This is a genomic window from Bradyrhizobium sp. GW821-FHT12B03, assembly GCF_058807535.1.
This window is the reverse complement of sequence record NZ_JBXAQU010000027.1, coordinates 43,252-64,411: the sequence shown is the minus strand read 5'-3', so window position 1 is coordinate 64,411 and position 21,160 is coordinate 43,252. Positions and strand designations below refer to the sequence as shown.

Here is a 21,160-nt window from a genome sequence, read left to right as displayed (position 1 = left end):
TCGCCTGCTATGAGCGGGCTTCGTTCGGCGAAGTTCAGAAAAAACAAGACGGTGGCGGCGCGGCTATTGCGTCGCCTGAGTCGGAGGAGGGAGCTAGATGTCGTCTGTGCAAATCCGCGACGTGCGGAAATCGTTCGGCAATTTTGAAGTCCTGCACGGCGTCTCGATTCCGATCGAGGACGGTCAGTTCGTCGTCCTGGTTGGCCCCTCCGGCTGCGGCAAGTCGACGCTTCTGCGCATGCTCGCAGGCCTCGAGAACATCACCTCCGGCACGATCTCGATCGGCGACCGCGTCGTCAACAATGTCCAGCCGAAGGAGCGGGACATTGCGATGGTGTTCCAGAACTACGCGCTCTATCCGCACATGACCGTCGGCGAGAACATGGGCTTCTCGCTGAAGCTGCGCAACGCGAGCGCCGACGAGATCAACAAGCGCGTCAAGCGCGCCGCCGAGATCCTCGCGCTGTCGCCGCTGCTCGAACGCTATCCGCGCCAGCTCTCCGGCGGTCAGCGCCAGCGCGTCGCGATGGGCCGCGCCATCGTGCGTGATCCGCAGGTCTTCCTGTTCGACGAACCCTTGTCGAACCTCGACGCCAAGCTGCGCGTCGCCATGCGCACCGAGATCAAGGAGCTGCACCAGCGGCTGAAGACGACGACCGTCTACGTCACCCACGACCAGATCGAGGCCATGACCATGGCTGACAAGATCGTCGTCATGCATGACGGCATCGTCGAGCAGATGGGCACGCCGCTCGAGCTCTACGACAAGCCCGAGAACCAGTTCGTCGCGGGCTTCATCGGCTCGCCGGCCATGAACTTCCTGAAGGGCCATGTGCGCGTCAACGGCGCTGCGATCTTCGAAGGGCCGAACGGCGTCAAGCTGCCGCTCAGGACCGCGCCGGCGGCGTCCGACGGCCGTCCCGTGGTCTTTGGCGTCCGGCCCGAGCATTTCACCATTGCCGACGACGGCGCGGAGGCGGAGATCATCGTGGTCGAGCCGACCGGCTCGGAGACCCAGGTGTTCGCCAAGCTCGGCGGCGAGCAGGTCGTCGCGGTGTTCCGTGAGCGTCATCAGTTCAACCCGGGCGACAAGGTCCGGCTGAGGCCCGATCCGTCGGTGGTTCACTTGTTCGACGACGCAACGGGCAAGCGCCTCAACGCGTAGCGTAAGACGTAAGACAAGAAAAAAGCATCACAGGGAGGACAACATGCAAGACTTTACCCGCCGGGCTCTGCTTCAAGGCGGAACGGCTCTGGCTGCCACCGGTGCATTGACCGGGCCGGCACTGTTCGACTTCGCCAAGGCCTGGGCGCAGAGTGCGCCCTGGAAGGCGGAGTCGGGCGCCAAGCTGACCGTCATGCGCTGGAAGCGCTTCGTGCCCGCGGAGGACGATGCGTTCAACGCGATGGTTGCGGCGTTCAAGGCTGCGACCGGCACCGAGATGAACGTGTTCAGCGAGTCCTTCGAGGACGTGCAGCCGAAGGCCTCCGTTGCAGCCAACACCGGCTCGGGCCTCGATCTGGCCTGGGGCCTGCACACGCTGCCGCAGCTCTTCCCCACCAAAGTGCTCAAGATGAACGACGTCGCCGATTATCTCGGCAAGAAGTACGGCGGATGGACCGATGCGGCCGCCAAGACCTGCAAGCTCGGTGACGACTGGCTGGGAATCCCGGTTGCGACCAACGGCGGCTACATGACGTACCGCAAGTCGGCGCTCGACAAGGCCGGCTTCAAGGAATTCCCGAAGGATTTCCCCGGCTTCCTCGAGATGTGCAAGGCCCTCAAGGCAAACAACACCCCGGCCGGCTTCGCTCTCGGTCACGCGTCGGGCGACGGCAATTCGTGGCTGCACTGGGTGCTGTGGGGGCACGGCGCCTACACGGTCGACCAGAACGACAAGGTCATCATCAATTCGCCGGAGACGGCGAAGGCGCTGGAGTACTGCAAGGCGCTGTACGACACCTTCATCCCGGGCACGCCGTCGTGGAACGATTCCTCCAACAACAAGGCGTACCTGGCTGGCGAACTCTATTGCACGGCCAACGGCATCTCGATCTACGTGGGGGCCAAGACCGATCCGGCCAAGAAGGAGCTGACCGAGGACACCTATCACGCCCTGTGGCCGGTGGGTCCGATCGGCAAGCCGACCGAATTGCAGCTTGCGCTGCCCATCCTCGCGTTCAACTTCACCAAATATCCGAACGCAGCAAAGGCCTTCATCGCCTTCATGCTGGAAAAGGAGAACTACGAGAAGTGGCTGAGCGGCGCGCAAGGCTATCTGACGCAGACCTTGAACGCCTATGAGACGGCGCCGGTCTGGACTGCGGATCCCAAGAACGCGGTGTTTGCGCAGGCGTCCAAGCGTACGTTGCCGGCCTCGGGCATCGGCACCGTGGGTGAGAAGGCGGCAACCGCGATCGCCGACTTCATCGTCGTCGACATGTTCGCCAACTATTGCACCGGCACCAAGGATGTGAAGGGCTCGATAGCGGAAGCCGAGCGCCAGTTGAAGCGCATCTATCGTTAGTCGTCGCGGAGTGGGTGGCCTCGCCGGCCACCCACTCATCAACACTCCGATCAGGGATCCGAGCATGGCCGATATCGCAGTTGCTCCCCGCGCCAAGCCGCAGATTCAAGGCGCCTGGGACCAGCTCAAACACAACCGCAACTGGCTCGGCTTCTGGTTCATGGTGCCGGCCATGGCGTTCCTGATCTTCTTCCTGGCCTATCCGCTCGGGCTCGGTATCTGGCTGTCCTTCACCGATACCCGCATCGGCCGCGTCGGCCACTTCATCGGCACCGAGAACTACGAATGGCTCTGGGACGATTCCATCTTCTGGCTGTCGGTGTTCAACACGCTGCTCTACACCTTCGTCGCCAGCGCCGTTAAATTCGCGGTCGGGCTCTATCTCGCGCTGCTCCTGAACGAACACATGCCGTTCAAGGCGCTGCTGCGCGCAGCCGTGCTGATCCCCTTCATCGTGCCCACGGTGCTCTCCGCGCTGGCGTTCTGGTGGATATTCGACTCTCAGTTTTCCATCATCTCGTGGTCGCTGCGGCATCTCGGGCTGATCAGCCAGAACATCAATTTCCTCGGGGATACCACCTGGGCGCGGGTCTGCGTCATCTTCGCCAATATCTGGCGCGGCGTGCCGTTCGTGGCGATCACGCTGCTCGCCGGCCTGCAGACGGTGTCGCCCTCGCTCTATGAAGCCACGACCCTGGACGGCGCCACGCGCTGGCAGAATTTCCGCTTCATTACCTATCCGCTGCTGACGCCGATCATCGCGGTGGTGATGACCTTCTCAGTGCTGTTCACCTTCACCGACTTCCAGCTGATCTGGGCGATGACGCGCGGCGGCCCGGTCAATGCGACCCACCTGATGGCGACGCTGTCCTATCAGCGCGCGATCATCGCGGGACAGCTCGGCGAGGGCGCCGCGATCTCGAGCGCCATGATTCCGTTCCTGCTCGCCGCGATCATGGTCTCCTGGTTCGGCCTGCAGCGTCGCAAGTGGCAACAGGGAGAAAGCAATGACTGATCTTCCTGCCTCGAAAGTCGATCTCAAGTCCGTGCTATCGACGCCGACGCGCGCCGATCACAGCGAGGGCATGAGCTACCTCCAGTCCGTGCCGCGACGCATGGTGACGCTCTATCTGCCGCTCACGATCATCGTCGTGGTCCTGCTGTTCCCGTTCTACTGGATGGCGCTGACCTCGGTGAAGCCGGACGAGCAGCTGCTCGACCTCGACAGGTTCAATCCGTTCTGGACCTGGAATCCGACCTTCAAGCACTTCTACAAGCTGCTGTTCGAGAGCTATTATCCGCACTGGCTCTGGAACACGATGTACGTGGCGATCTGCGCCACGGTGCTCTCGATCGTCGCATCGGTGTTTGCGGCCTACGCCATCGTGCGGTTGCGCTACAAGGGCGCCAACCTGGTCGGGGGGCTGATCTTCCTTGCCTATCTCGTGCCGCCGTCGATCCTGTTCATTCCGCTCGCCACCGTCGTGTATCAGTACGGCCTCTTCGACTCGCCGCTGGCGCTGATCCTGACCTATCCGACGATCCTGATCCCGTTCTCGACCTGGCTTCTGATGGGCTATTTCAAGACCATCCCCTTCGAGCTCGAGGAATGCGCGCTGATCGACGGGGCGAGCCGCTGGCAGATCCTGATCAAGATCGTCGTGCCGCTCTCGATCCCCGGCCTGATCTCGGCCTTCATCTTCTGCTTCACCCTGTGCTGGAACGAGTTCATCTACGCGCTGACCTTCCTGCAATCGACCAGCAACAAGACCGTGCCGGTCGCGATCGTCAACGAGTTCGTGGACGGGGACATCTACCGCTGGGGGTCGTTGATGGCGGGGGCCCTGGCAGGCTCGCTGCCGCTCGTCATCCTTTACGCCTTCTTCGTGGAGCATTATGTGTCGGCGATGACCGGCGCCGTGAAGGAGTGATCGCGGGGCTTGCCGAGGGCGCGTCAGGAGCGGCGCGTTCCGGCCAATAAAAAGGAGTAGGCTCTTGCACATTCTGGTTCTGGGCGCCGCCGGCATGGTCGGCCGCAAATTCTGTGAACGGCTGTTGCGCGACGGCCGGCTCGGCAAGAGCGAGATCACCAAGCTGACCATGCACGACGTGGTCGAGCCCAAGAAGCCGGAGAAGGCCGGTTTCCCCGTCGAGACCGTCTCCGGCGATTTCGCCGTGCCGGGTGCGGCCGAGAAGCTGATCGCCGGCCGCCCCGACGCGATCTTCCATCTGGCCGCGATCGTCTCGGGCGAGGCCGAACTCGATTTCGACAAGGGCTACCGCATCAATCTCGACGGCACGCGGATGCTGCTCGACGCCATCCGCCTCGTCGGCGGCGGCTACAAGCCGCGCGTGGTGTTCACCTCCTCGATCGCGGTGTTCGGTGCCCCGTTCCCGGACGCGATCGGCGACGAGTTCTTCCACACCCCGCTGCTGAGCTACGGCACCCAGAAGGCGATCGGCGAATTGCTGCTCGCCGACTATTCCCGCCGCGGCTTCCTCGACGGCATCGGCATCCGCCTGCCGACCATCTGCATCCGGCCCGGCCTGCCCAACAAGGCGGCATCGGGCTTCTTCTCCAGCATCCTGCGCGAGCCGCTGGCCGGCAAGGACGTGATCCTGCCGGTGTCCGAGGACGTCCGCCACTGGCACGCCACGCCGCGCTCGGCGGTCGGCTTCCTGCTCCATGCCGGCACCATGGATCTCGCCGCGGTCGGCCCGCGCCGTAACCTGACCATGCCGGGCCTGTCGGCGACCGTCGGCGAGCAGATCGCGGCCCTGAAGCGGGTTGCCGGCGACAAGGTCGCCGCCCGCATCAAGCGGGAGCCCGATCCCTTTATCGTCGGCATCGTCGGCGGCTGGCCGCGCAACTTCAACGCCAAGCGGTCGCTCGAGCTCGGCTTCACCACCGCCGAGAAGACGTTCGACGACATCATCCGCATTCACATCGAAGACGAGCTCGGCGGCAATTTCGTCGCCTGATCTCTGACAGAGCGGGTAAGGTGATGGCGAGCGTTGCTTGCATCGGCGAATGCATGGTCGAGCTCCGGCAGGCCCAGGGGGGACATTCCACTGGGCAGGCCGGGCAGGGCGGTGGCCTGTACTCGCGCGGCTTCGGCGGCGACACCCTCAACACGGCGGTGTATCTGGCGCGGCTCGAGGTCAAGGTCGATTATTTCACCGCGCTCGGCGACGATGCCCTGAGCGACGAGATGATCGCGGCCTGGACCGCGGAGAGCGTCGGCACGCGGCGCGTGGTGCGGTTGCCGGGCAAGCTGCCCGGCCTCTACATGATCCAGACGGATGCCAAGGGCGAGCGTCAGTTCTTCCATTGGCGCGACAGCGCGGCTGCGCGCCAATTGATGAGCCTGCCGGAGACGGACGAGCTGCTCAACTCGCTGATGAGCTACGACATCGTCTATCTCTCCGCGATCACGCTCTCGATCTACGACGCTCCCGGACGCGAGCGTCTGTTCGCGGCGATCAAGCGTGCGCGCCTGCTCGGCACCCGCTTCGTGTTCGACACGAACTTCCGCGCACGCGGATGGCCCGATCGCGACGTCGCGCGCGAGGTGTTTGCCGCGGCGTTCGCGACCGCCGACATCGTCCTGACCTCGACCGAGGATCTGCTGGCGCTCTATCCCGGCGAGAGCCACGAGCAGCTGATGGCGCGGATTCCCTCGCCCGAACTGGTGTTCCGGCTCGCCGAGCCCGTCAGCCTGCTGCGCTTCCCGGGCGGGACCAGCGAAGTCCGTGCCGAACCAATGACCAAGCCGGTCGTTGACACCACGGCCGCCGGCGACAGCTTTGCCGCGGCCTATATCTCCGCCCGGCTCGCCGGTTCCGAGCCGGTCGAGGCGGCCCAGGCCGGGCATCGTCTCGCCAGCCTCGTGATCTGCTATCCCGGCGCCATCATTCCGGGCTATGCCATGCCGCCGAAGAAGCGGCACCGGCCGGCGAGCACGCGTCAAGCGACCAAGTGACTCGCGACCAAGTGACTCGCGACCAAGTGAAACGAAAGCCAAGATGACCACGACTGCCCAACAGAACCACCTCGTCGCGCTGTTCAAGGCCGCGACCGTCATTCCCGTCCTCACCATCGAGCGGATCCAGGATGCCGTGCCGCTGGCGAAAGCGCTGGTTGCCGGCGGCGTCCGCACGCTGGAGGTGACCATGCGCACCCCCGTTGCGATCGAGGCCGCGCGGGCGATGATGGCCGAAGTCCCCGAGGCGGTCGTCGGCATCGGCACCATTCTCAGTCCGGCCGACTTCGTCCGTGTCGAGAAGCTCGGCGTCGCGTTCGGCATCAGCCCGGGCCTGACCCCCGATCTGCTCAAGGTCGCCGCCGACAGCTCCCTGCCGTTCGCGCCGGGCATCGCCACGGCGTCCGAGCTGATGACGGCGCTGTCTTACGGCTTCGACGTCGCAAAATTCTTCCCGGCCGAGCAGGCCGGCGGCATCAAGGGCCTGCGCGCGCTCGGCGGGCCGTTCCCGAACGTGCGGTTCTGCCCGACCGGCGGGGTGGGCGAGGCCAATGCGGCGACCTGGCTGGCGGAGCCCAACGTGGTCGTGGTCGGCGGTTCCTGGCTGTGCCCGACGGCGGAGATCAAGGCGGGGAACTGGGCCGGCATAACTGCCATCTGCCAGCGCACCCTCACGGCCCTGAAAGGCGCGTGAAGTCTTGCGGTCGGTGGGCTAAGACTTAGGTCAGACAAGATCAGGGAGAATGACCATGACCGCCAGCATCGTCGGATGGGCGCATACGCCGTTCGGCAAGTTCGACACCGAAACCGTGGAAAGCCTTGTGGTGAAGGTCGCCAACGAGGCGCTGGCGGATGCCGGCATTTCGGCCGGCGATGTCGACGAGATCGTGCTCGGCCATTTCAACGCCGGCTTCTCGCCGCAGGATTTTACCGCTTCCCTGGTGCTCCAGGCCGACCCGAAGCTGCGCTTCAAGCCGGCGACCCGCGTCGAGAATGCCTGCGCGACCGGCTCTGCTGCCGTCCATCAAGGCCTGCGCGCGATTGCCGCGGGCGCCGCCAAGATCGTCCTCGTCGTCGGCGTCGAGCAGATGACGCGCACCCCTGGCCCTGAGATCGGCAAGAACCTGCTCAAGGCCTCCTACCTGCCGGAGGACGGCGACACGGTTGGCGGCTTTGCCGGCGTGTTCGGCAAGATCGCCAGCTCCTACTTCCAGAAATACGGCGACCAGTCCGATGCGCTGGCGCTGATCGCGGCCAAGAACCACAAGAACGGCGTCGCCAATCCCTTCGCCCAGATGCGCAAGGATTTCGGCTTCGAGTTCTGCCGCGCCGAGAGCGAGAAGAACCCTTACGTTGCCGGCCCCCTGAAACGCACCGATTGCTCGCTGGTCTCCGACGGCGCCGCGGCGCTGGTTCTGGCCGATGCCGAGACCGCCAAGGCCATGAGCAAGTCGATCGGCTTCCGCGCCACAGCGCACGCCCAGGATTTTCTGCCGATGTCCAAGCGGGACATTCTCGCGTTCGAGGGCTGCACGGTTGCCTGGCAGCGCGCGCTCGAGCAGGCGGGCATTGCGCTCACCGATCTCTCCTTCGTCGAGACCCATGACTGCTTCACGGTCGCCGAGCTGATCGAATACGAAGCGATGGGCCTGACGCCGAAGGGGCAGGGCGCCCGCGCCATCAAGGAAGGCTGGACCCTCAAGGACGGCAAGCTGCCGGTCAATCCGTCCGGCGGCCTCAAGGCCAAGGGTCATCCGATCGGCGCCACCGGCGTCTCCATGCATGTGATGACCGCGATGCAGCTTGCGGGGCAGGCGCCCGAGGGCATGCAGCTGAAGAACGCCAAGCTTGGCGGTATCTTCAACATGGGCGGCGCTGCCGTTGCCAACTACGTCTCCGTGCTGGAGCCGCTGAAGTAAGCTCTCGTAGGGTGGGCAAAGGCGCGAAAGCGCCGTGCCCACCTCCTTTCTTGCGCTAGATCATGGTGGGCCCGCCCGGGTCCCTTAAAGCTCTTGATCGATTTGCAGGGAATACATCATGAGCAATGACTACGAAGACTCGCTGTCGATGGACGCACTCAACGATCGCATCGCGATCCTCGAGGACAATATCCGCCAGCTGATCGAGCAGGCCGCCGCCGCTTCCGGCGAGCAGAACGAGTCGCGCATCGCCGACCGGATCAGCCAGCAGAATGACGAGCTCGACCGTCTCATCAAGATCCGCGAATCCCGCCAGAAGAAATAGCGGACGCGCCTCGCCACGCATGCAGCCATACGCCGGCCGCCCTTGCGCGCGCGGCGTCGCTGCCGTTAGCTGAACCGAATTCGCGGGCCGCCTTGAGCCCGCGCAATCGGGAGCGAACGCATGGGGCCGCTGAAGGGCATCAAGGTCGTCGACATGACCACCGTGCTGATGGGGCCGTACGCGACCCAGATGCTCGGCGATTACGGTGCCGACGTGATCAAGGTGGAATCGCTCGACGGTGACGTCACCCGCCTGATCGGCCCGATGCGCCACGCCGGCATGGGCCCGGTGTTCCTCAACACCAACCGCAGCAAGCGCTCGATCTGTCTCGACCTGAAGAAGCCCTCGGGACGCGATGCCGTGCTGCGCCTTCTGAAGGACGCCGACGTTCTCGTCTACAACGTCCGCCCGCAGGCGATGGCGCGGCTTCAGCTCGGCTATGACGTCGTCGCAAAGATCAACCCGCGCCTCGTCTATGCCGGCGTGTTCGGCTTCGGCCAGGACGGCCCCTATGCCGCCAAGCCCGCCTATGACGATCTGATCCAGGGCGCCACCGCGCTGCCCGCGCTGATGGCGCAGACCGGCGATGGCGTCCCGCGCTATGTGCCGAACGCGCTGGTCGACCGCATCGTCGGCCTCACCGCCGTCGGCGCGATCTGCGCCAGCCTCGTGCACCGCGACCGCACCGGGCGCGGCCAGCGCGTCGACATCCCGATGTTCGAGACCATGGCCGGCTTCGTCATGGGCGACCACATGGGCGGGCTCACCTATGAGCCGCCGCTCGACAAGGGCGGCTATGCCCGCCATCTCTCGCGCGATCGCAGGCCGTACAAGACCTCGGACGGCTATCTCAGCGTCATCGTCTACAACGACAAGCAGTGGGAGAACTTCTTCAACGCCACGGGCCGCGACGATCTGCGCGCCGATCCCAAATTCGCGACCTTCGCCGGCCGTGCCGCCAACATCGACGTCGTCTACGCCGAGCTCGCGCGGATCTTCGAGACGCGCACCACGGCGGAATGGATCGACCTGCTGACTGGGGCGGACGTGCCTGTCATGCCGATGCACGACCTCGCGTCGATGCTGCACGACGAGCATCTGGAGGCGACCGGCTTCTTTCCTGTCGTGAACCATCCGACCGAAGGCCCGATCCGCAGCATGAAGGTGACGGCGAGCTGGTCGGAGACCGGGGCCGAGCCTGTCAGGCTTGCGCCGCGTCTCAACGAGCAAGGCGCGGAGATACTGAAGGAGATCGGCTACTCCGCGGACGAGATCGCGGCCATGGTCCGCGATGGCGTGACCCGTTCGCCGCCCCTGAATGACGATGCGCAGGTGCGCCCATGAGCTTCATCACCGGCGTCGGCCTCACGCCCTTCGGCAGGCATGAAGGCTCATCCTCGCTCGACCTGATGAGCAGGGCCGCGCAAGCCGCGCTCGACGATGCCGGGCTCGAGCGCTCGGACATCGACGGCATCCTTTGCGGCTACTCCACCGTCTCGCCGCACATCATGCTCGCGACCGTCTTCGCCGAGCATTTCGGTATTCGCCCATCTTACGCCCACGCCGTCCAGGTCGGCGGCGCCACCGGCCTTGCGATGACCATGCTCGCGCATCATCTCGTCGAAGCCGGCGTCGCGCGCAACGTGCTCGTCGTCGCCGGCGAGAACCGTCTCACCGGGCAGAGCCGCGATGCCTCGATCCAGGCGCTGGCGCAAGTCGGCCACCCCGACTACGAGGTGCCGCTCGGCCCGACCATTCCCGCCTACTACGGCCTCGTTGCCAACAGGTACATGCACGAATACGGCGTGACCGAAGAGGACCTCGCCGAGTTCGCCGTGCTGATGCGCAGCCACGCCTGCACCCATCCCGGTGCGCAATTCCACGCCCCCATCACGGTCGCCGACGTCATGGCCTCGAAGCCGGTGGCGATGCCGCTCAAGCTGCTCGATTGCTGTCCGGTGTCGGACGGCGGCGCAGCCTTGGTGATCAGCCGCGCGCAGACCGGGGAGGCCGGCGTGCGCATCCGCGGCTGCGCGCAGGCGCACACGCATCAGCATGTCACGGCCGCACCGGCGCTCAGCGAGCTCGGCGCCGAGATCTCGATCGCCCGCGCGAAGGAGGCCACCGGCCTTGCGATCTCCGACGTGCGCTACGCCGCGATCTACGACAGTTTTACCATCACGCTCGCGATGCTGCTGGAAGACCTCGGTCTCGCCGGCCGCGGCGAAGCGGCCGCGCGCGTGCGATCAGGCCATTTCAGCCGCGACGGCGCGATGCCGCTCAACACCCATGGCGGCCTGCTCAGTTACGGCCATTGCGGCGTCGGCGGCGCCATGGCGCACCTGGTCGAGGCGCATCTGCAGATGACGGGACGGGCCACGAATCGCCAGGTGCGCGATGCCTCGATCGCGCTGCTGCACGGTGACGGCGGCGTGCTGTCGTCCCACGTCAGCATGTTTCTGGAGCGGGTGCGATGAGCGATCATCTCGCGGACTGGACCAAGGGCGAACAGGCCATCACCTATCAGACCTGCACCTCATGCGGCCATGTGCAGTATTTCCACCGCGCCTTCTGCGCGGCCTGCGGGGCATCCGATCCGCATGAGCAGCGCGCCAGCGGCAAGGGCAGGGTCTATGCGACCTCGCTGGTCTGCCGCGCCGCCACGCCCGAGACGCGGGCGCACGTGCCTTACAACATCCTGCTGGTCGATTGCGCCGAGGGTTTTCGCATGATGGCCCATGGCGAGAACGACCTCGTTATCGGGGACGAGGTTGATGCGAGCTTCAGGCTGTTTGCCGGAAAGCGCGTGCCGTTCTTCACCAGGAGCAAATAGTGAAATTTGGATGCTCGCCGCCAAGAGCGAGCTGTGGGATTTCGTCATTCGGGGGCGGTCCTGAGAGACCGAGCCTGGAACGGGAATTCTGGGCCTGGCCTGTGCGAGAGCCACCCCGGAATGACGAAAACTCTCACACAACGCTTAACTAGCGCCCGTAGAACAAGATGCTGGCGATGACGAGCATCGCCGTCACCGCCAGCATATGCGCGAGCGCTCCCGAGGCCGCCCCCTTGGTGGCTTCCTTCATGCCTTATTCTCCCTAGACTTGGGCGTGACTCATCGCTGCGCATTTGAAGCGCAAAGACGGCCAATTGTTTTTACTCGGAACACCCCTTGCGAGTATTCACCGCGATTTGTCCCCACGCGGCGAATATCGACTGTGCCAAGGTCGATGAGCAATGCGGCGGCATTTTGACTCGATGTTGTCGCTCTTGCGGTCGCGCCGCGCAGGGTGTGCGGAAACTTTCTTCAACCGCGACAAATCAACGAATTTTTCCACGAGAATTTGCCGGTTTCGTCGTGGCCATCGATTTGGCCTTCGAAGCCTCCATCAGCGCATCCCGGATGTTGGTGAGGTGGCGTGTCATGGCGAGGCTCGCCTTGCGCGGGTTCCTGGCTTGAACGGCTTCGAAAATGGCCTCGTGATCCCGGCGCCACATGGGACGATAGTCCTCCATCTGCATGTGGTTGTGGATCTCCTGCCAGATGCCGGACTCGGTCTGTGCGCGCCACAGCGAGTCGCTGATCGACACCAGCGCGCCGTTCCCGGTCGCCTCGGCCAGCACCATGTGGAAGCGGTGGTCGGAGGTGTCCGCCTCGCGCCCCTGCGCATGTTCCCAGCGCATCATGGCGAGCGCTTCGGCGAGCTGCGCAAAGGTGGCCTCGGTGCCGCGTTGCGCCGCGATCGCCGCGATCTGCGGTTCGATCAGCTGACGCGCTTCCAGATTCTCGAACGGGCCAAAACCTTCGAGCACGTGCACGTCGGGTGCTTCCTGACGACTGATCACATAGACGCCGCTGTTGCTGCGCACCTTCAGCATGCCGGCCATGGCCAGCGACAGGATGGCCTCGCGCACCGTCGGCCGCGACACGCCAAACGTCTTGGCGAGGTCGCGCTCGGCCGGCAGGCGCTGGCCGATCCGGTAACTCGCCTGGATCATCGCAGCAATGCGCCGGGCGACGATCTCGAAGCTGCGTTCGGGCTTGGACGGGGGATCGTGCAACATCTTCGTGCTCATCAGCTCTTTATTTGAGTTTGACAAGCCGCGGCACGAAAGCCAAGCTGGTCAGACCAATTTGGACTGACCAGTTTCGCGCGACCGGAGGTTGGGAATGCTCCGTCGGCGGGATGATGGAGGCTGCGCGTGTTCGACAGCAAGCCGAATTCAGCCGAGGCGCGCGACATCGCGTTCCATCTGCACTCGCAGACCAACCCGCAGCGTCATGCAGAAATCGGACCGCTGATCATGGCGCGCGGCGAGGGCGTCCATGTCTTTGACGCGAGCGGCAAGCGTTATCTGGAGGCGATGGCCGGACTGTGGTGCACCTCGCTCGGCTTTTCCGAGACGCGGCTCAAGGCGGCAGCGCTTGCTGCCTACGACAAGTTCGGCTTCTACCACAGCTTCAATCACAAGACGCCTGACAACACGATCGACCTCGCCGAGAAGCTGGTCGCGATCTCGCCGATCCCGGATGCGCAGGCCTATTTCGCCACGTCGGGCTCGGAAGCCACCGAGACCATGGTGAAGCTCGCCTGGGTGTATCACGCGGTTCACGGCAAGCCCGGCAAGCGCAAGATCATCGCCCGCGACCGCGGCTTCCATGGCTCGACGATCGTTGCCGCCTCGATGTGCGGCCTGCCGCGCATGCATCGTGAGTTCGGCCTCCCGCTCGACGGCTTCCTGCACACGCATTGCCCGGATGCCTATCGTGGCACCAGGCCCGGCGAGAGCGAGGCGGCATTCATCGATCGCCTCACGGCCGATCTCGAAGCGCTGATCATGGCCGAAGGGCCCGATACGATCGCGGCGTTCATCGCCGAGCCGATCAATGCCGGTGGTGGCATTGTCGTGCCGCCCAAGGGTTACTTCGCTGCGATCGAGGCGGTGCTGCGCCGTCACGATATTCTGGTGCTCGGTGACGAGGTGGTCTGCGGCTTCGGCCGCACCGGCAACTGGTTCGGCTGCCAGACGGTCGGTATGAAGCCGGACATGGTGGCGCTCGCCAAGGGCATCACCTCGTCCTACTTCCCGATGTCGGCGGTGTTGCTGGGCCGTCCGATCCGGGATGCGCTCAGCGAGATGAACAAGGGTGGCGAGCTGTTCGGCCACGGCTTCACCAATTCCGGACATCCGGTCGGGGCGGCCATCGCGCTCGAGACATTGAAGATCTATCACGAGATGGATGTCGTCCCGCATGTCCGCCGCATGGGCGGCCGGCTCCGTGCCGGGCTGGAGCAGATCGCGCGGGATTCGCGCATCGTCGGCCAGGTGCGGGGCGAGGGACTGATGATCGGTGTCGAGCTGGTCGCCGACCCCGCGACGCGGCAGGCCTTCGATCCCGCGCTGAAGGTCGGCGCGATGTTCGATGCGCTTGCGATCGAGAATGGCCTGATCATCCGCGCGATGGGCGACACGATCGGGTTCTGCCCGCCGCTGATCATTGATGAAGCCGGAATTGACGAGGCGCTCGACCTGTTCGGGCGGACCTTGTTCAGCGCCGAAGCCCGGCTTGCCGAGACACGTCCATCTGCGTAACCCCTTGAGGAGACCGTCACATGCGCCGTCGAGACCTGCTTCGTTCCACACTGGGCGCCGGTCTCGGCGCCGCCTTGGGGTCGACTCTGGCGATGCCGCGGCTGGCCCGTGCGCAAGGTTCGCGCGTGCTGCGCTTCGTGCCGCAGGCCGATGCGGCCATCCTCGATCCGATGATCACCACGGGCCTCGTCAACCGGAACCATGGCTTCCTGATCTGGGATACCCTCTACGGCGTCGACGAGAAATTCCAGGTTCAGCCGCAGATGGTCGCCGGCCACACGGTCGAGAACGACGGCAAGCTCTGGACCATGACCTTGCGCGATGGCTTGAAATTCCACGACGGCGAGCCGGTGCGGGGGCGCGACGTGGTGGCGAGCCTGAAACGCTGGGCCTCGCGCGATGCGTTCGGCAATTCGCTGTTCAACCTGGTCGACGAGCTCTCGGCGCCCGACGACAAGACCGTGCGCTGGCGGCTCAAGTCGCCGTTTCCGCTTTTGCCGGAAGCGCTCGGCAAGGTCGGCGCCATCGTCGCCTTCATCATGCCGGAGCGTCTGGCGCAAACCGACAGCGTCACGCCGGTCAAGGAGCTGGTCGGCTCGGGTCCGTTCAAGTTCCAGGCTGATCAGCACGTGCCCGGCGCGCGCCTTGTCTACACGCGTTTCGACGGCTATGTGCCGCGCCCCGAGGGGACGCCGAGCCTGCTCTCCGGTCCGAAGATCGCGCATTTCGACCGGGTCGAGTGGCAGGTCATCCCGGACCCCGCGACGGCCGCGGCCGCGCTTCAGCAGGGCGAGATCGACTGGTGGGATCAGCCCATCGTCGACCTGTTGCCGAAGCTGAAGGCCAACAAGGCGCTCAATGTCGAGCTGCTCGACCCGATCGGCAATGTCGGCGTGCTGCGCTTCAACCATACGCAGCCGCCGTTCGACAACCCGGCCATCCGCCGTGCGGTGCTCTCCGCCGTCAGCCAGAAGGAGTTCATGTCAGCGGTCGCGGGAGAGGATACCAGTCTGTGGCGGGACAAGGTCGGCTTCTTCGCGCCCGGCGGCATCATGGCGAACGATGTCGGCATGGACGCGCTGAACGGCCCCCGCGATATCGCCGCCGCGGCCAAGGCCATCAAGGACGCAGGCTACAAGGGCGAGAAAGTGCTGCTGATGGCGCCGGGCGATTTCCCCGTCATCGGGCAGATGAGCGAAGTCGCGGCCGATCTGTTTCGCAAGCTCGGCTTCAATCTCGACTACGCGGCGATGGACTGGGGCTCGATGCTGCGGCGCATGGGCAATCGCGAGACACCGGAGAAGGGCGGATACAGCGCCTTCTGCACCTATTCTGCGGGCGTCACGCAGCTGAACCCTTCGGCGCATAACTTCATCCGCGGCAGCGGCGACAAGGCGACCTTCGGCTGGGCTAGAAGCGAGAAACTGGAACAGCTGCGGGATGCCTGGTTCGCCGCGCCCGATGCTGCCGCGCAGGCCAAAATTGGCGTCGAGATGCAGAAGCAGTGCTTTATCGACGTTCCCTATGTTCCGCTGGGTGTCTTCTATCAGCCGACCGCGTACAAGAAGAGCCTGACGGGCATGCTCAAGGGCCTGCCGTTGTTCTGGAACGTGCGCGGCGCCTGAAGAAGGATTTTCGATGCTTCCCATCACCGGCTATACGGACCGCTGGAGCGTGCGCCCCGGCGACGACATCAACTTCATGATCGCGGTCAAGGGCGGCGGCCGCTATTCGGCGCGGATCGCGCGCGTCATCTGCGGCGACCCGAACCCGAGGGGACCCGGCTATCGCGAGATTCCGGTGAAGTGGGATCTCGAAGGCCAGCACGACGGCATCGAGCAGATCATCGCAAAGGGCTCGTGGGTCGATGTCTCGGTGCTGGCGCTGCCGGCAGGTCCGATCGCCTTTGCCGCGACGGTCTGGCCGACCTTGCTCGCGGCAGGCCGGCAGGCCGTGCTGAACTGGGCGGGCGCCGGCGGCGCGCTGACGCTCGGCGTCGGCAAGGCGGGTGCATTCGCCAGGCTCGTGATTGGTGGTGCGACCGTCGAGGTCGAGACCGGCATCGCGCTCACCGAGCGGGCCTGGCACGACATCGCGTGCCTGTTCGACCCCGTCACCGGATCGCTGGCGATCGCGCAGTCGCCCCGCAAGATCAGGCTCGACCGTGACGAGCGCGCGACAAAATCGCTGAGCGCGCCGCGCACCGCGTTGACCGGCATCGGGGCCGCCGCGATCGCGGCGGCGCGCGCGGGGCAGGGCGTGGTCCACCATTTCAACGGCAAGATCGAACGGCCGCGCGTCACCGATGGCGGCAGCGGCCTTGACGGCATCATCGCTGCGCAAGCTTCTGGCACGGCGGCTCCCGCCATCGCCGAATGGGATTTCTCCATCGGCATTCCGACCGACATTGCGACCGATGTCGGTCCCTCGATGGCGCACGGCACCTGCATCAATTTGCCGACGCGCGCGATGACGGGATCGCGCTGGACCGGCGGCGTGACGCATCGCTGGACCGAAGAGCCAAAACTCTGGGGCGCGATTCATTTCCACGACGACGATATCGGCGATTCCGGCTGGCGACCGTCGCTCAGCTTCACCGTGCCGGAGGACTGGACAAGCGGCGTCTATGCGCTGCATCTCGAAAAAGATGGCGCGCGCGACAACATCGTCTTCTATGTCCGCGCCAAAGTACCGGGATCGCAGGCCAAGGTGGCGTTCCTCGCCCCGACCTTCAGTTACACGGTCTACAGCCAGTATCAGAAGAAGGGCAGGCAGGCCCTGATCACGGAGCGGTCGCTGGCCTGGGGCGCGCTGGCGCAGGCGCCGGACGGCCATCCGGAATACGGCGTCTCGCCCTACAACTTCCATTCGGACGGCAGCGGCGTGGTGATGTCCACCATGCGCCGCCCGCTGATCGACAAGCGCGTGAACCAGATCCATCTGGTCGATCCCAGCGAGGACGGCTCCGGCCTCTACTGGATCTCCGCCGACAGCGCCATCACCGATCTGTTGACCCGCAAGGGCATCGACTTCGAGGTCATCACCGATCACGACGTCCATGCCGAAGGCGTCGATCTGCTGTCGAAATATTCCGTCGTTCTCACCGGCCAGCATCCGGAATACCACACGCACGAGACGCTCGACGCGCTCGGCGCCTATCTCGGCAATGGCGGCCGCTTCATGTATCTCGGCGGCAACGGCTTCTACTGGAAGGTGGTGCCGCACGCGACGGGCACCTGGGCGTTCGAATTGCGACGCGCCGAGGGCGGCATCCGTCTCTGGGAAACGCTGCCCGGCGAGAGCTATCACGCGTTCGACGGGTCCTATGGCGGTCTCTGGCGGCGGCTCGGCCGCCCGCCGCAGGCGCTGGTCGGCGTCGGCTTCAGCACGCAAGGGGAGTACATGGGCTTCCCCTATACCTTCCTCGACGGCGTCCTCGATCCCCGCGTCGCCTTCATGCGCGATGGGATCGAGGATCTGGCAAGGCCGGGCGCCAGGCTCGGCGAGCGCGGCTTCATGGGCGGCGGCGCCGCCGGCCACGAGCTCGACCGGGCCGACACCCGCCTCGGCACGCCGCATCACGCGATCATCATCGGCCGCGCCGTTCTCACCGATCCGACCTATCAGCCCGTCAACGAAGAGCGCTACGACCACACCTGGCCGGCCCCGCGCGAGGACATCATCCGCTCCGACCTGACCTTTTTCGAGACGCCGAATGGCGGCGCGGTGTTCTCCGTCGGCTCGATGAATTTCATCGGCGCGCTGCCGGTCGACGGCTACAACAACGTGGCGGCCCTGCTGGTGACCAACATCGTCAGGCGCTTTGCCGATCCGGCGCCGTTCCCGGCGCCAGCCATGGCGCCATGATGTTGCTCTTGGCTCGTCGCACGATTAATCTTGGAGGTCCTTAGAAAACCATAACAAGACCAAGACCCAAGGTGACTGATGGCCCGCATCCTCTACAGCGACCCGATCAACGCGTCCGACCGCACCCGCGAAATCCTCGACAAGAACCGCCACGCCAACATCTTCCGCATGATGGCGCATTCGCCGAGCTATTTCGAGCAATATTGCCGCCTCGGCGGCGCCATCCGCCACAAGGGCGAGCTCGATCCGATCGTGCGCGAGCTTGCGATCACGCGCACCGGCATCCTGTGCGAGGCGCCCTACGAGATCGTCGCGCACAAGCGCATCGGCAAGAATGTCGGCGTCACCGACGAGCAGAACGAGGCGCTCGAGAACTGGCAGGCCGCGAGCTGCTTCAACGAGGTGCAGCGCGCCGCGCTCGCCTTCACCGACGAGATCGTGAAATTGAACAAGCCGACGGATGCGACCTTCAAGGCGATCGCCGCGAAGCTGACGCCGGCCGCGCTGGTCGAGCTCCACCTCTCGGTCGGCTTCTACATCATGACCTCGAAATTCCTGGAGACGTTCGAGATCGATCTTCAGCCGGTCACGGAAGTGGTGGGCTGATCCCAAGACTGCGGCGAGGTCTGACATGACGATCGATGAATACGCGGCCTGGGCCGCGAGCGTGGCGAAAGTGGATGAGCATCCGTCCAACGAGCGGCTGTCCTATCTCGGTCTCGGCCTCGCCGGCGAATCCGGCGAGGTCGCCGAGCACATCAAGAAATTGCTGCGCGATGACTGGCTCGACAAGGCCGGCCTCGTCGAAGAGCTCGGCGACGTCATCTACTATTGGGCCTGCCTGTGCGCCGCGACCGGCCAGCAGCCATCCGAATTGCTCAAGGCGAGTGCGGCCAAGATCAATCGGCGGATCAGCGAGGCGGCGAGCCGCTGAGGCAAGGTGAGGAAACGATTTCTCCGCGGCCATCCTTCGAGACGCCCGCCGCTGGCGGGCCCTCAGGATGAGGACTGAGGGCGCGGCAGCAGTTTCAACCGGCAGCGGTGCCACTTAGCCTCATCCTGAGGAGACCGCGAAGCGGTCGTCTCGAAGGACGAGGCGCGCGCTCAGGTGGACGTCAGGATATCCACCTTGGCATTGGCCACGATCAGGCGATCGGCGAGCAGCTGCGCGAGGTTGCGCATGATGCGCTCGGAAGCGCGCGGGTGCTGCTCGCGGAAGCGTTCGAAATCCTTCAGTGGCGCTTCGAAGGCGGTCGCCGCCATGTCGGCGAACACGTCGGCGGAGCGGGTCTGCTCCAGCAGCGCCATCTCGCCGAACGCCATGCCGGCGGTCAGTGTCGCCAGTCTCACGCCGTCGGGCAGCGTGACGTGCACCGCGCCGCTGCGCAGGAAGAACAGCGCGTTGGCGGGATCGCCTGTCGTGAGGATCTTTGCGCCGGATTGATAGGTCCTGATGGTGCAGATTGCGCCGAGCTCCGCGATCTCGTCCGCGCTGAGGCCTTCGAGCAGCGGCTGCTCGGCAAGCTCGGTGGTCTCGTGGAAGTCGATCGAGCCGCCATAGCGGTAGACGATCTGGTCTTCGGCCCATTCGATCGCGGTGTCGAGCAGGTAGAAGTCGCGGACGTTCTTCAGCTCCGCGGTCCATTCCCGCAAGCTGTTCCATTCTTTCGAGGCACGCCTGACGCCGGACAAGATCACGGTGACATTGAGTGCGGCGAGCTCCTCGAAGGCTTCGGCCACGAGCCGTGCTCCGGCGCGGGTGGTGGAGGTGACGCGATGCAGATCGAAGATCACGAATTGCGGCCGCGTCCGCCCGGCGAGCCGCCGCGAGATGTAGTCGACCGCCGACAGCGACAGCGTGCCGACCAGCTCGATGACCCGGACCTCCTGCTGATGCGCGGAGAGGATCTCGCGCTCCTGCGGACGGCGCACGCGGCGGGACGGGCTCTTGCCGATGTCGTAGTCGGCGATGACGGCGTTGCGCGCGTCGTCGCTGCGGTTGAGCATGTGCAAATCATAATGCGAGGACAGCGCCTCGCAGACCTTGATGCCGCGCACGCTGTTGCCGTGCTTGTCGAGCTTTGGCGAATAGCTGCCGAGCCCGAGGCGCGCGGGGAGGGCGGCCAGAATGCCGCCGCCGACGCCGCTCTTGGCGGGAATGCCGATCCGGTAGATCCATTCGCCGGCATAGTCGTACATGCCCGAGGACGTCATCACCGACAGCGTGCGCGAGATCGCATACGGCGTCATCACCTGCTCGCCCGTCACCGGATTGATGCCGCGATTGGCGAGCGTTGCCGCCATCACCGCGATGTCGCGCGCCGTGACCAGCACCGCGCATTGCCGGAAATAGACGTCGAGCACGCCGGCGACATTGTCCGAGATCACCGCGTTGGTCTTCAAGAGATAGCCGATCGCGCGGTTGCGGTCGCCGGTCTGGCTTTCGGAAGTGTAGACCGCCTCATCCACCGCGAGATCGCGTCCGGCAAAACGGCTGAGTGCGAGCCGGATCTGCTCGAAAGCCTCTGGGCCCTTGCTGTCGTAGATCAGCCCGGTGCAGGCGATCGCGCCGGCATTGACCATCGGGTTGAACGGGTGGTTCTCGGAATTGAGCCGGATCGAGTTGAAGGGGTCGCCCGACGGCTCGACGCCGATCGCGCTCTCGACACGGCCGGCGCCCAGGAGATCCAGCGCCAGCGCGAACACGAACGGTTTTGACATCGACTGGATGGTGAAGGGCACCCTGGAGTCGCCGACCTCATAGACATGGCCGTCGAGCGTGGCGAGGCTGATGCCGAAATAGGCAGGGTCGGCCTTGCCGAGCTCGGGAATGTAATCGGCCACAGTGCCGGACGTTTCGGCGGAGAATTCGTTGAGGCAGGTGTCGAGAAACCGCAGCAAAGGCGGCTTCGAGCGGGTCCAGGCGGAGGCGGGAGGCGATGTCAT

The 21,160-nt window shown here is 65.1% G+C and carries 19 protein-coding genes; 17 read left to right on the top strand and 2 right to left on the bottom strand.

What is annotated here, in order from left to right:
• Positions 1-97 precede the first annotated feature (97 nt).
• The 12 genes from AC1RUR_RS35150 (at position 98) to AC1RUR_RS35095 (ending at position 11,588) form a co-directional block, all read left to right on the top strand.
• A complete protein-coding gene (locus AC1RUR_RS35150; RefSeq protein WP_492852659.1) occupies positions 98-1,165 on the top strand; it encodes an ABC transporter ATP-binding protein in 1,068 nt (355 codons plus the stop codon).
• Positions 1,166-1,208: 43 nt separating this feature from the next.
• The gene (locus AC1RUR_RS35145) at positions 1,209-2,528 is read left to right on the top strand and encodes an ABC transporter substrate-binding protein (RefSeq protein WP_492852657.1); all 1,320 of its coding nucleotides are present in this window, start codon (positions 1,209-1,211) and stop codon (positions 2,526-2,528) included.
• A gap of 64 nt (positions 2,529-2,592) precedes the next feature.
• Positions 2,593-3,543, top strand: coding sequence for a carbohydrate ABC transporter permease (locus tag AC1RUR_RS35140; protein WP_492852655.1), 951 nt, complete (start codon positions 2,593-2,595; stop codon positions 3,541-3,543).
• Positions 3,536-4,459, top strand: coding sequence for a carbohydrate ABC transporter permease (locus tag AC1RUR_RS35135; protein WP_492852653.1), 924 nt, complete (start codon positions 3,536-3,538; stop codon positions 4,457-4,459). Before AC1RUR_RS35140 ends, AC1RUR_RS35135 begins: the two co-directional genes overlap by 8 nt.
• Positions 4,460-4,523: 64 nt before the next feature.
• A complete protein-coding gene (gene denD / locus AC1RUR_RS35130) occupies positions 4,524-5,510 on the top strand; it encodes a D-erythronate dehydrogenase (RefSeq protein WP_492852651.1) in 987 nt (328 codons plus the stop codon).
• A 23-nt stretch (positions 5,511-5,533) separates the two neighbouring features.
• On the top strand, positions 5,534-6,511 hold the full coding sequence (locus tag AC1RUR_RS35125) for a sugar kinase (protein WP_492852649.1): 978 nt from the start codon (positions 5,534-5,536) through the stop codon (positions 6,509-6,511).
• A gap of 43 nt (positions 6,512-6,554) precedes the next feature.
• Positions 6,555-7,205 carry a bifunctional 4-hydroxy-2-oxoglutarate aldolase/2-dehydro-3-deoxy-phosphogluconate aldolase gene (eda, locus tag AC1RUR_RS35120; protein WP_492852647.1) on the top strand — a complete coding sequence of 217 codons (651 nt, stop codon included), beginning with the start codon at positions 6,555-6,557 and terminating at the stop codon, positions 7,203-7,205.
• A 55-nt stretch (positions 7,206-7,260) separates the two neighbouring features.
• Positions 7,261-8,430 carry an acetyl-CoA acetyltransferase gene (locus AC1RUR_RS35115; RefSeq protein WP_492852645.1) on the top strand — a complete coding sequence of 390 codons (1,170 nt, stop codon included), beginning with the start codon at positions 7,261-7,263 and terminating at the stop codon, positions 8,428-8,430.
• Between the two features lie 118 nt (positions 8,431-8,548).
• Entirely contained in the window at positions 8,549-8,755 is a 207-nt protein-coding gene (locus AC1RUR_RS35110; protein ID WP_008132679.1) for a hypothetical protein, read from the top strand.
• 120 nt (positions 8,756-8,875) lie between these two features.
• Positions 8,876-10,099, top strand: a complete 1,224-nt coding sequence (locus AC1RUR_RS35105) for a CaiB/BaiF CoA transferase family protein (protein ID WP_492852643.1) — start codon at positions 8,876-8,878, stop codon at positions 10,097-10,099.
• Positions 10,096-11,232 (top strand): thiolase family protein, encoded by a 1,137-nt coding sequence (locus tag AC1RUR_RS35100; RefSeq protein ID WP_492852641.1) that lies wholly within the window; start codon positions 10,096-10,098, stop codon positions 11,230-11,232. The genes AC1RUR_RS35105 and AC1RUR_RS35100 overlap by 4 nt, the downstream gene beginning before the upstream one ends.
• Positions 11,229-11,588, top strand: coding sequence for a Zn-ribbon domain-containing OB-fold protein (locus tag AC1RUR_RS35095; RefSeq protein WP_492852639.1), 360 nt, complete (start codon positions 11,229-11,231; stop codon positions 11,586-11,588). Before AC1RUR_RS35100 ends, AC1RUR_RS35095 begins: the two co-directional genes overlap by 4 nt.
• A gap of 485 nt (positions 11,589-12,073) precedes the next feature.
• Here the strand turns inward: AC1RUR_RS35095 and AC1RUR_RS35090 are convergent, their stop codons facing one another.
• Positions 12,074-12,817, bottom strand: a complete 744-nt coding sequence (locus tag AC1RUR_RS35090) for a FadR/GntR family transcriptional regulator (RefSeq protein ID WP_492852637.1) — start codon at positions 12,815-12,817, stop codon at positions 12,074-12,076.
• 138 nt (positions 12,818-12,955) lie between these two features.
• Here AC1RUR_RS35090 and AC1RUR_RS35085 point away from each other — a divergent pair, with 138 nt between their 5' ends.
• From AC1RUR_RS35085 to AC1RUR_RS35065, 5 genes are all read left to right on the top strand, one after another.
• A complete protein-coding gene (locus tag AC1RUR_RS35085) occupies positions 12,956-14,347 on the top strand; it encodes an aspartate aminotransferase family protein (protein WP_492852635.1) in 1,392 nt (463 codons plus the stop codon).
• A gap of 20 nt (positions 14,348-14,367) precedes the next feature.
• Positions 14,368-15,972, top strand: a complete 1,605-nt coding sequence (locus AC1RUR_RS35080) for an ABC transporter substrate-binding protein (protein ID WP_492852634.1) — start codon at positions 14,368-14,370, stop codon at positions 15,970-15,972.
• A 13-nt stretch (positions 15,973-15,985) separates the two neighbouring features.
• Positions 15,986-18,214, top strand: a complete 2,229-nt coding sequence (locus AC1RUR_RS35075) for a N,N-dimethylformamidase beta subunit family domain-containing protein (protein WP_492852633.1) — start codon at positions 15,986-15,988, stop codon at positions 18,212-18,214.
• A gap of 78 nt (positions 18,215-18,292) precedes the next feature.
• Entirely contained in the window at positions 18,293-18,820 is a 528-nt protein-coding gene (locus tag AC1RUR_RS35070) for a carboxymuconolactone decarboxylase family protein (protein WP_492852631.1), read from the top strand.
• Positions 18,821-18,845: 25 nt separating this feature from the next.
• Entirely contained in the window at positions 18,846-19,148 is a 303-nt protein-coding gene (locus AC1RUR_RS35065; protein WP_492852629.1) for a nucleoside triphosphate pyrophosphohydrolase family protein, read from the top strand.
• A gap of 170 nt (positions 19,149-19,318) precedes the next feature.
• On the opposite strand, the gene glsA is transcribed toward AC1RUR_RS35065, so the two are convergent.
• Positions 19,319-21,160: a glutaminase A gene (glsA, locus tag AC1RUR_RS35060; RefSeq protein ID WP_492852627.1), complete on the bottom strand. Its 1,842-nt coding sequence runs from the start codon at positions 21,158-21,160 to the stop codon at positions 19,319-19,321.

Bases quoted from the DNA above. Each gene is read 5' to 3' on its own strand.
- AC1RUR_RS35150 (WP_492852659.1), top strand. From the start codon at position 98: ATGTCGTCTGTGCAAATCCGCGACGTGCGGAAATCGTTCGGCAATTTT.
- AC1RUR_RS35145 (WP_492852657.1), top strand. From the start codon at position 1,209: ATGCAAGACTTTACCCGCCGGGCTCTGCTTCAAGGCGGAACGGCTCTG.
- AC1RUR_RS35140 (WP_492852655.1), top strand. From the start codon at position 2,593: ATGGCCGATATCGCAGTTGCTCCCCGCGCCAAGCCGCAGATTCAAGGC.
- AC1RUR_RS35135 (WP_492852653.1), top strand. From the start codon at position 3,536: ATGACTGATCTTCCTGCCTCGAAAGTCGATCTCAAGTCCGTGCTATCG.
- AC1RUR_RS35125 (WP_492852649.1), top strand. From the start codon at position 5,534: ATGGCGAGCGTTGCTTGCATCGGCGAATGCATGGTCGAGCTCCGGCAG.
- eda (WP_492852647.1), top strand. From the start codon at position 6,555: ATGACCACGACTGCCCAACAGAACCACCTCGTCGCGCTGTTCAAGGCC.
- AC1RUR_RS35115 (WP_492852645.1), top strand. From the start codon at position 7,261: ATGACCGCCAGCATCGTCGGATGGGCGCATACGCCGTTCGGCAAGTTC.
- AC1RUR_RS35110 (WP_008132679.1), top strand. From the start codon at position 8,549: ATGAGCAATGACTACGAAGACTCGCTGTCGATGGACGCACTCAACGAT.
- AC1RUR_RS35105 (WP_492852643.1), top strand. From the start codon at position 8,876: ATGGGGCCGCTGAAGGGCATCAAGGTCGTCGACATGACCACCGTGCTG.
- AC1RUR_RS35100 (WP_492852641.1), top strand. From the start codon at position 10,096: ATGAGCTTCATCACCGGCGTCGGCCTCACGCCCTTCGGCAGGCATGAA.
- AC1RUR_RS35095 (WP_492852639.1), top strand. From the start codon at position 11,229: ATGAGCGATCATCTCGCGGACTGGACCAAGGGCGAACAGGCCATCACC.
- AC1RUR_RS35090 (WP_492852637.1), bottom strand. From the start codon at position 12,817: ATGTTGCACGATCCCCCGTCCAAGCCCGAACGCAGCTTCGAGATCGTC.
- AC1RUR_RS35080 (WP_492852634.1), top strand. From the start codon at position 14,368: ATGCGCCGTCGAGACCTGCTTCGTTCCACACTGGGCGCCGGTCTCGGC.
- AC1RUR_RS35075 (WP_492852633.1), top strand. From the start codon at position 15,986: ATGCTTCCCATCACCGGCTATACGGACCGCTGGAGCGTGCGCCCCGGC.
- AC1RUR_RS35070 (WP_492852631.1), top strand. From the start codon at position 18,293: ATGGCCCGCATCCTCTACAGCGACCCGATCAACGCGTCCGACCGCACC.
- AC1RUR_RS35065 (WP_492852629.1), top strand. From the start codon at position 18,846: ATGACGATCGATGAATACGCGGCCTGGGCCGCGAGCGTGGCGAAAGTG.
- glsA (WP_492852627.1), bottom strand. From the start codon at position 21,160: ATGACATCGCCTCCCGCCTCCGCCTGGACCCGCTCGAAGCCGCCTTTG.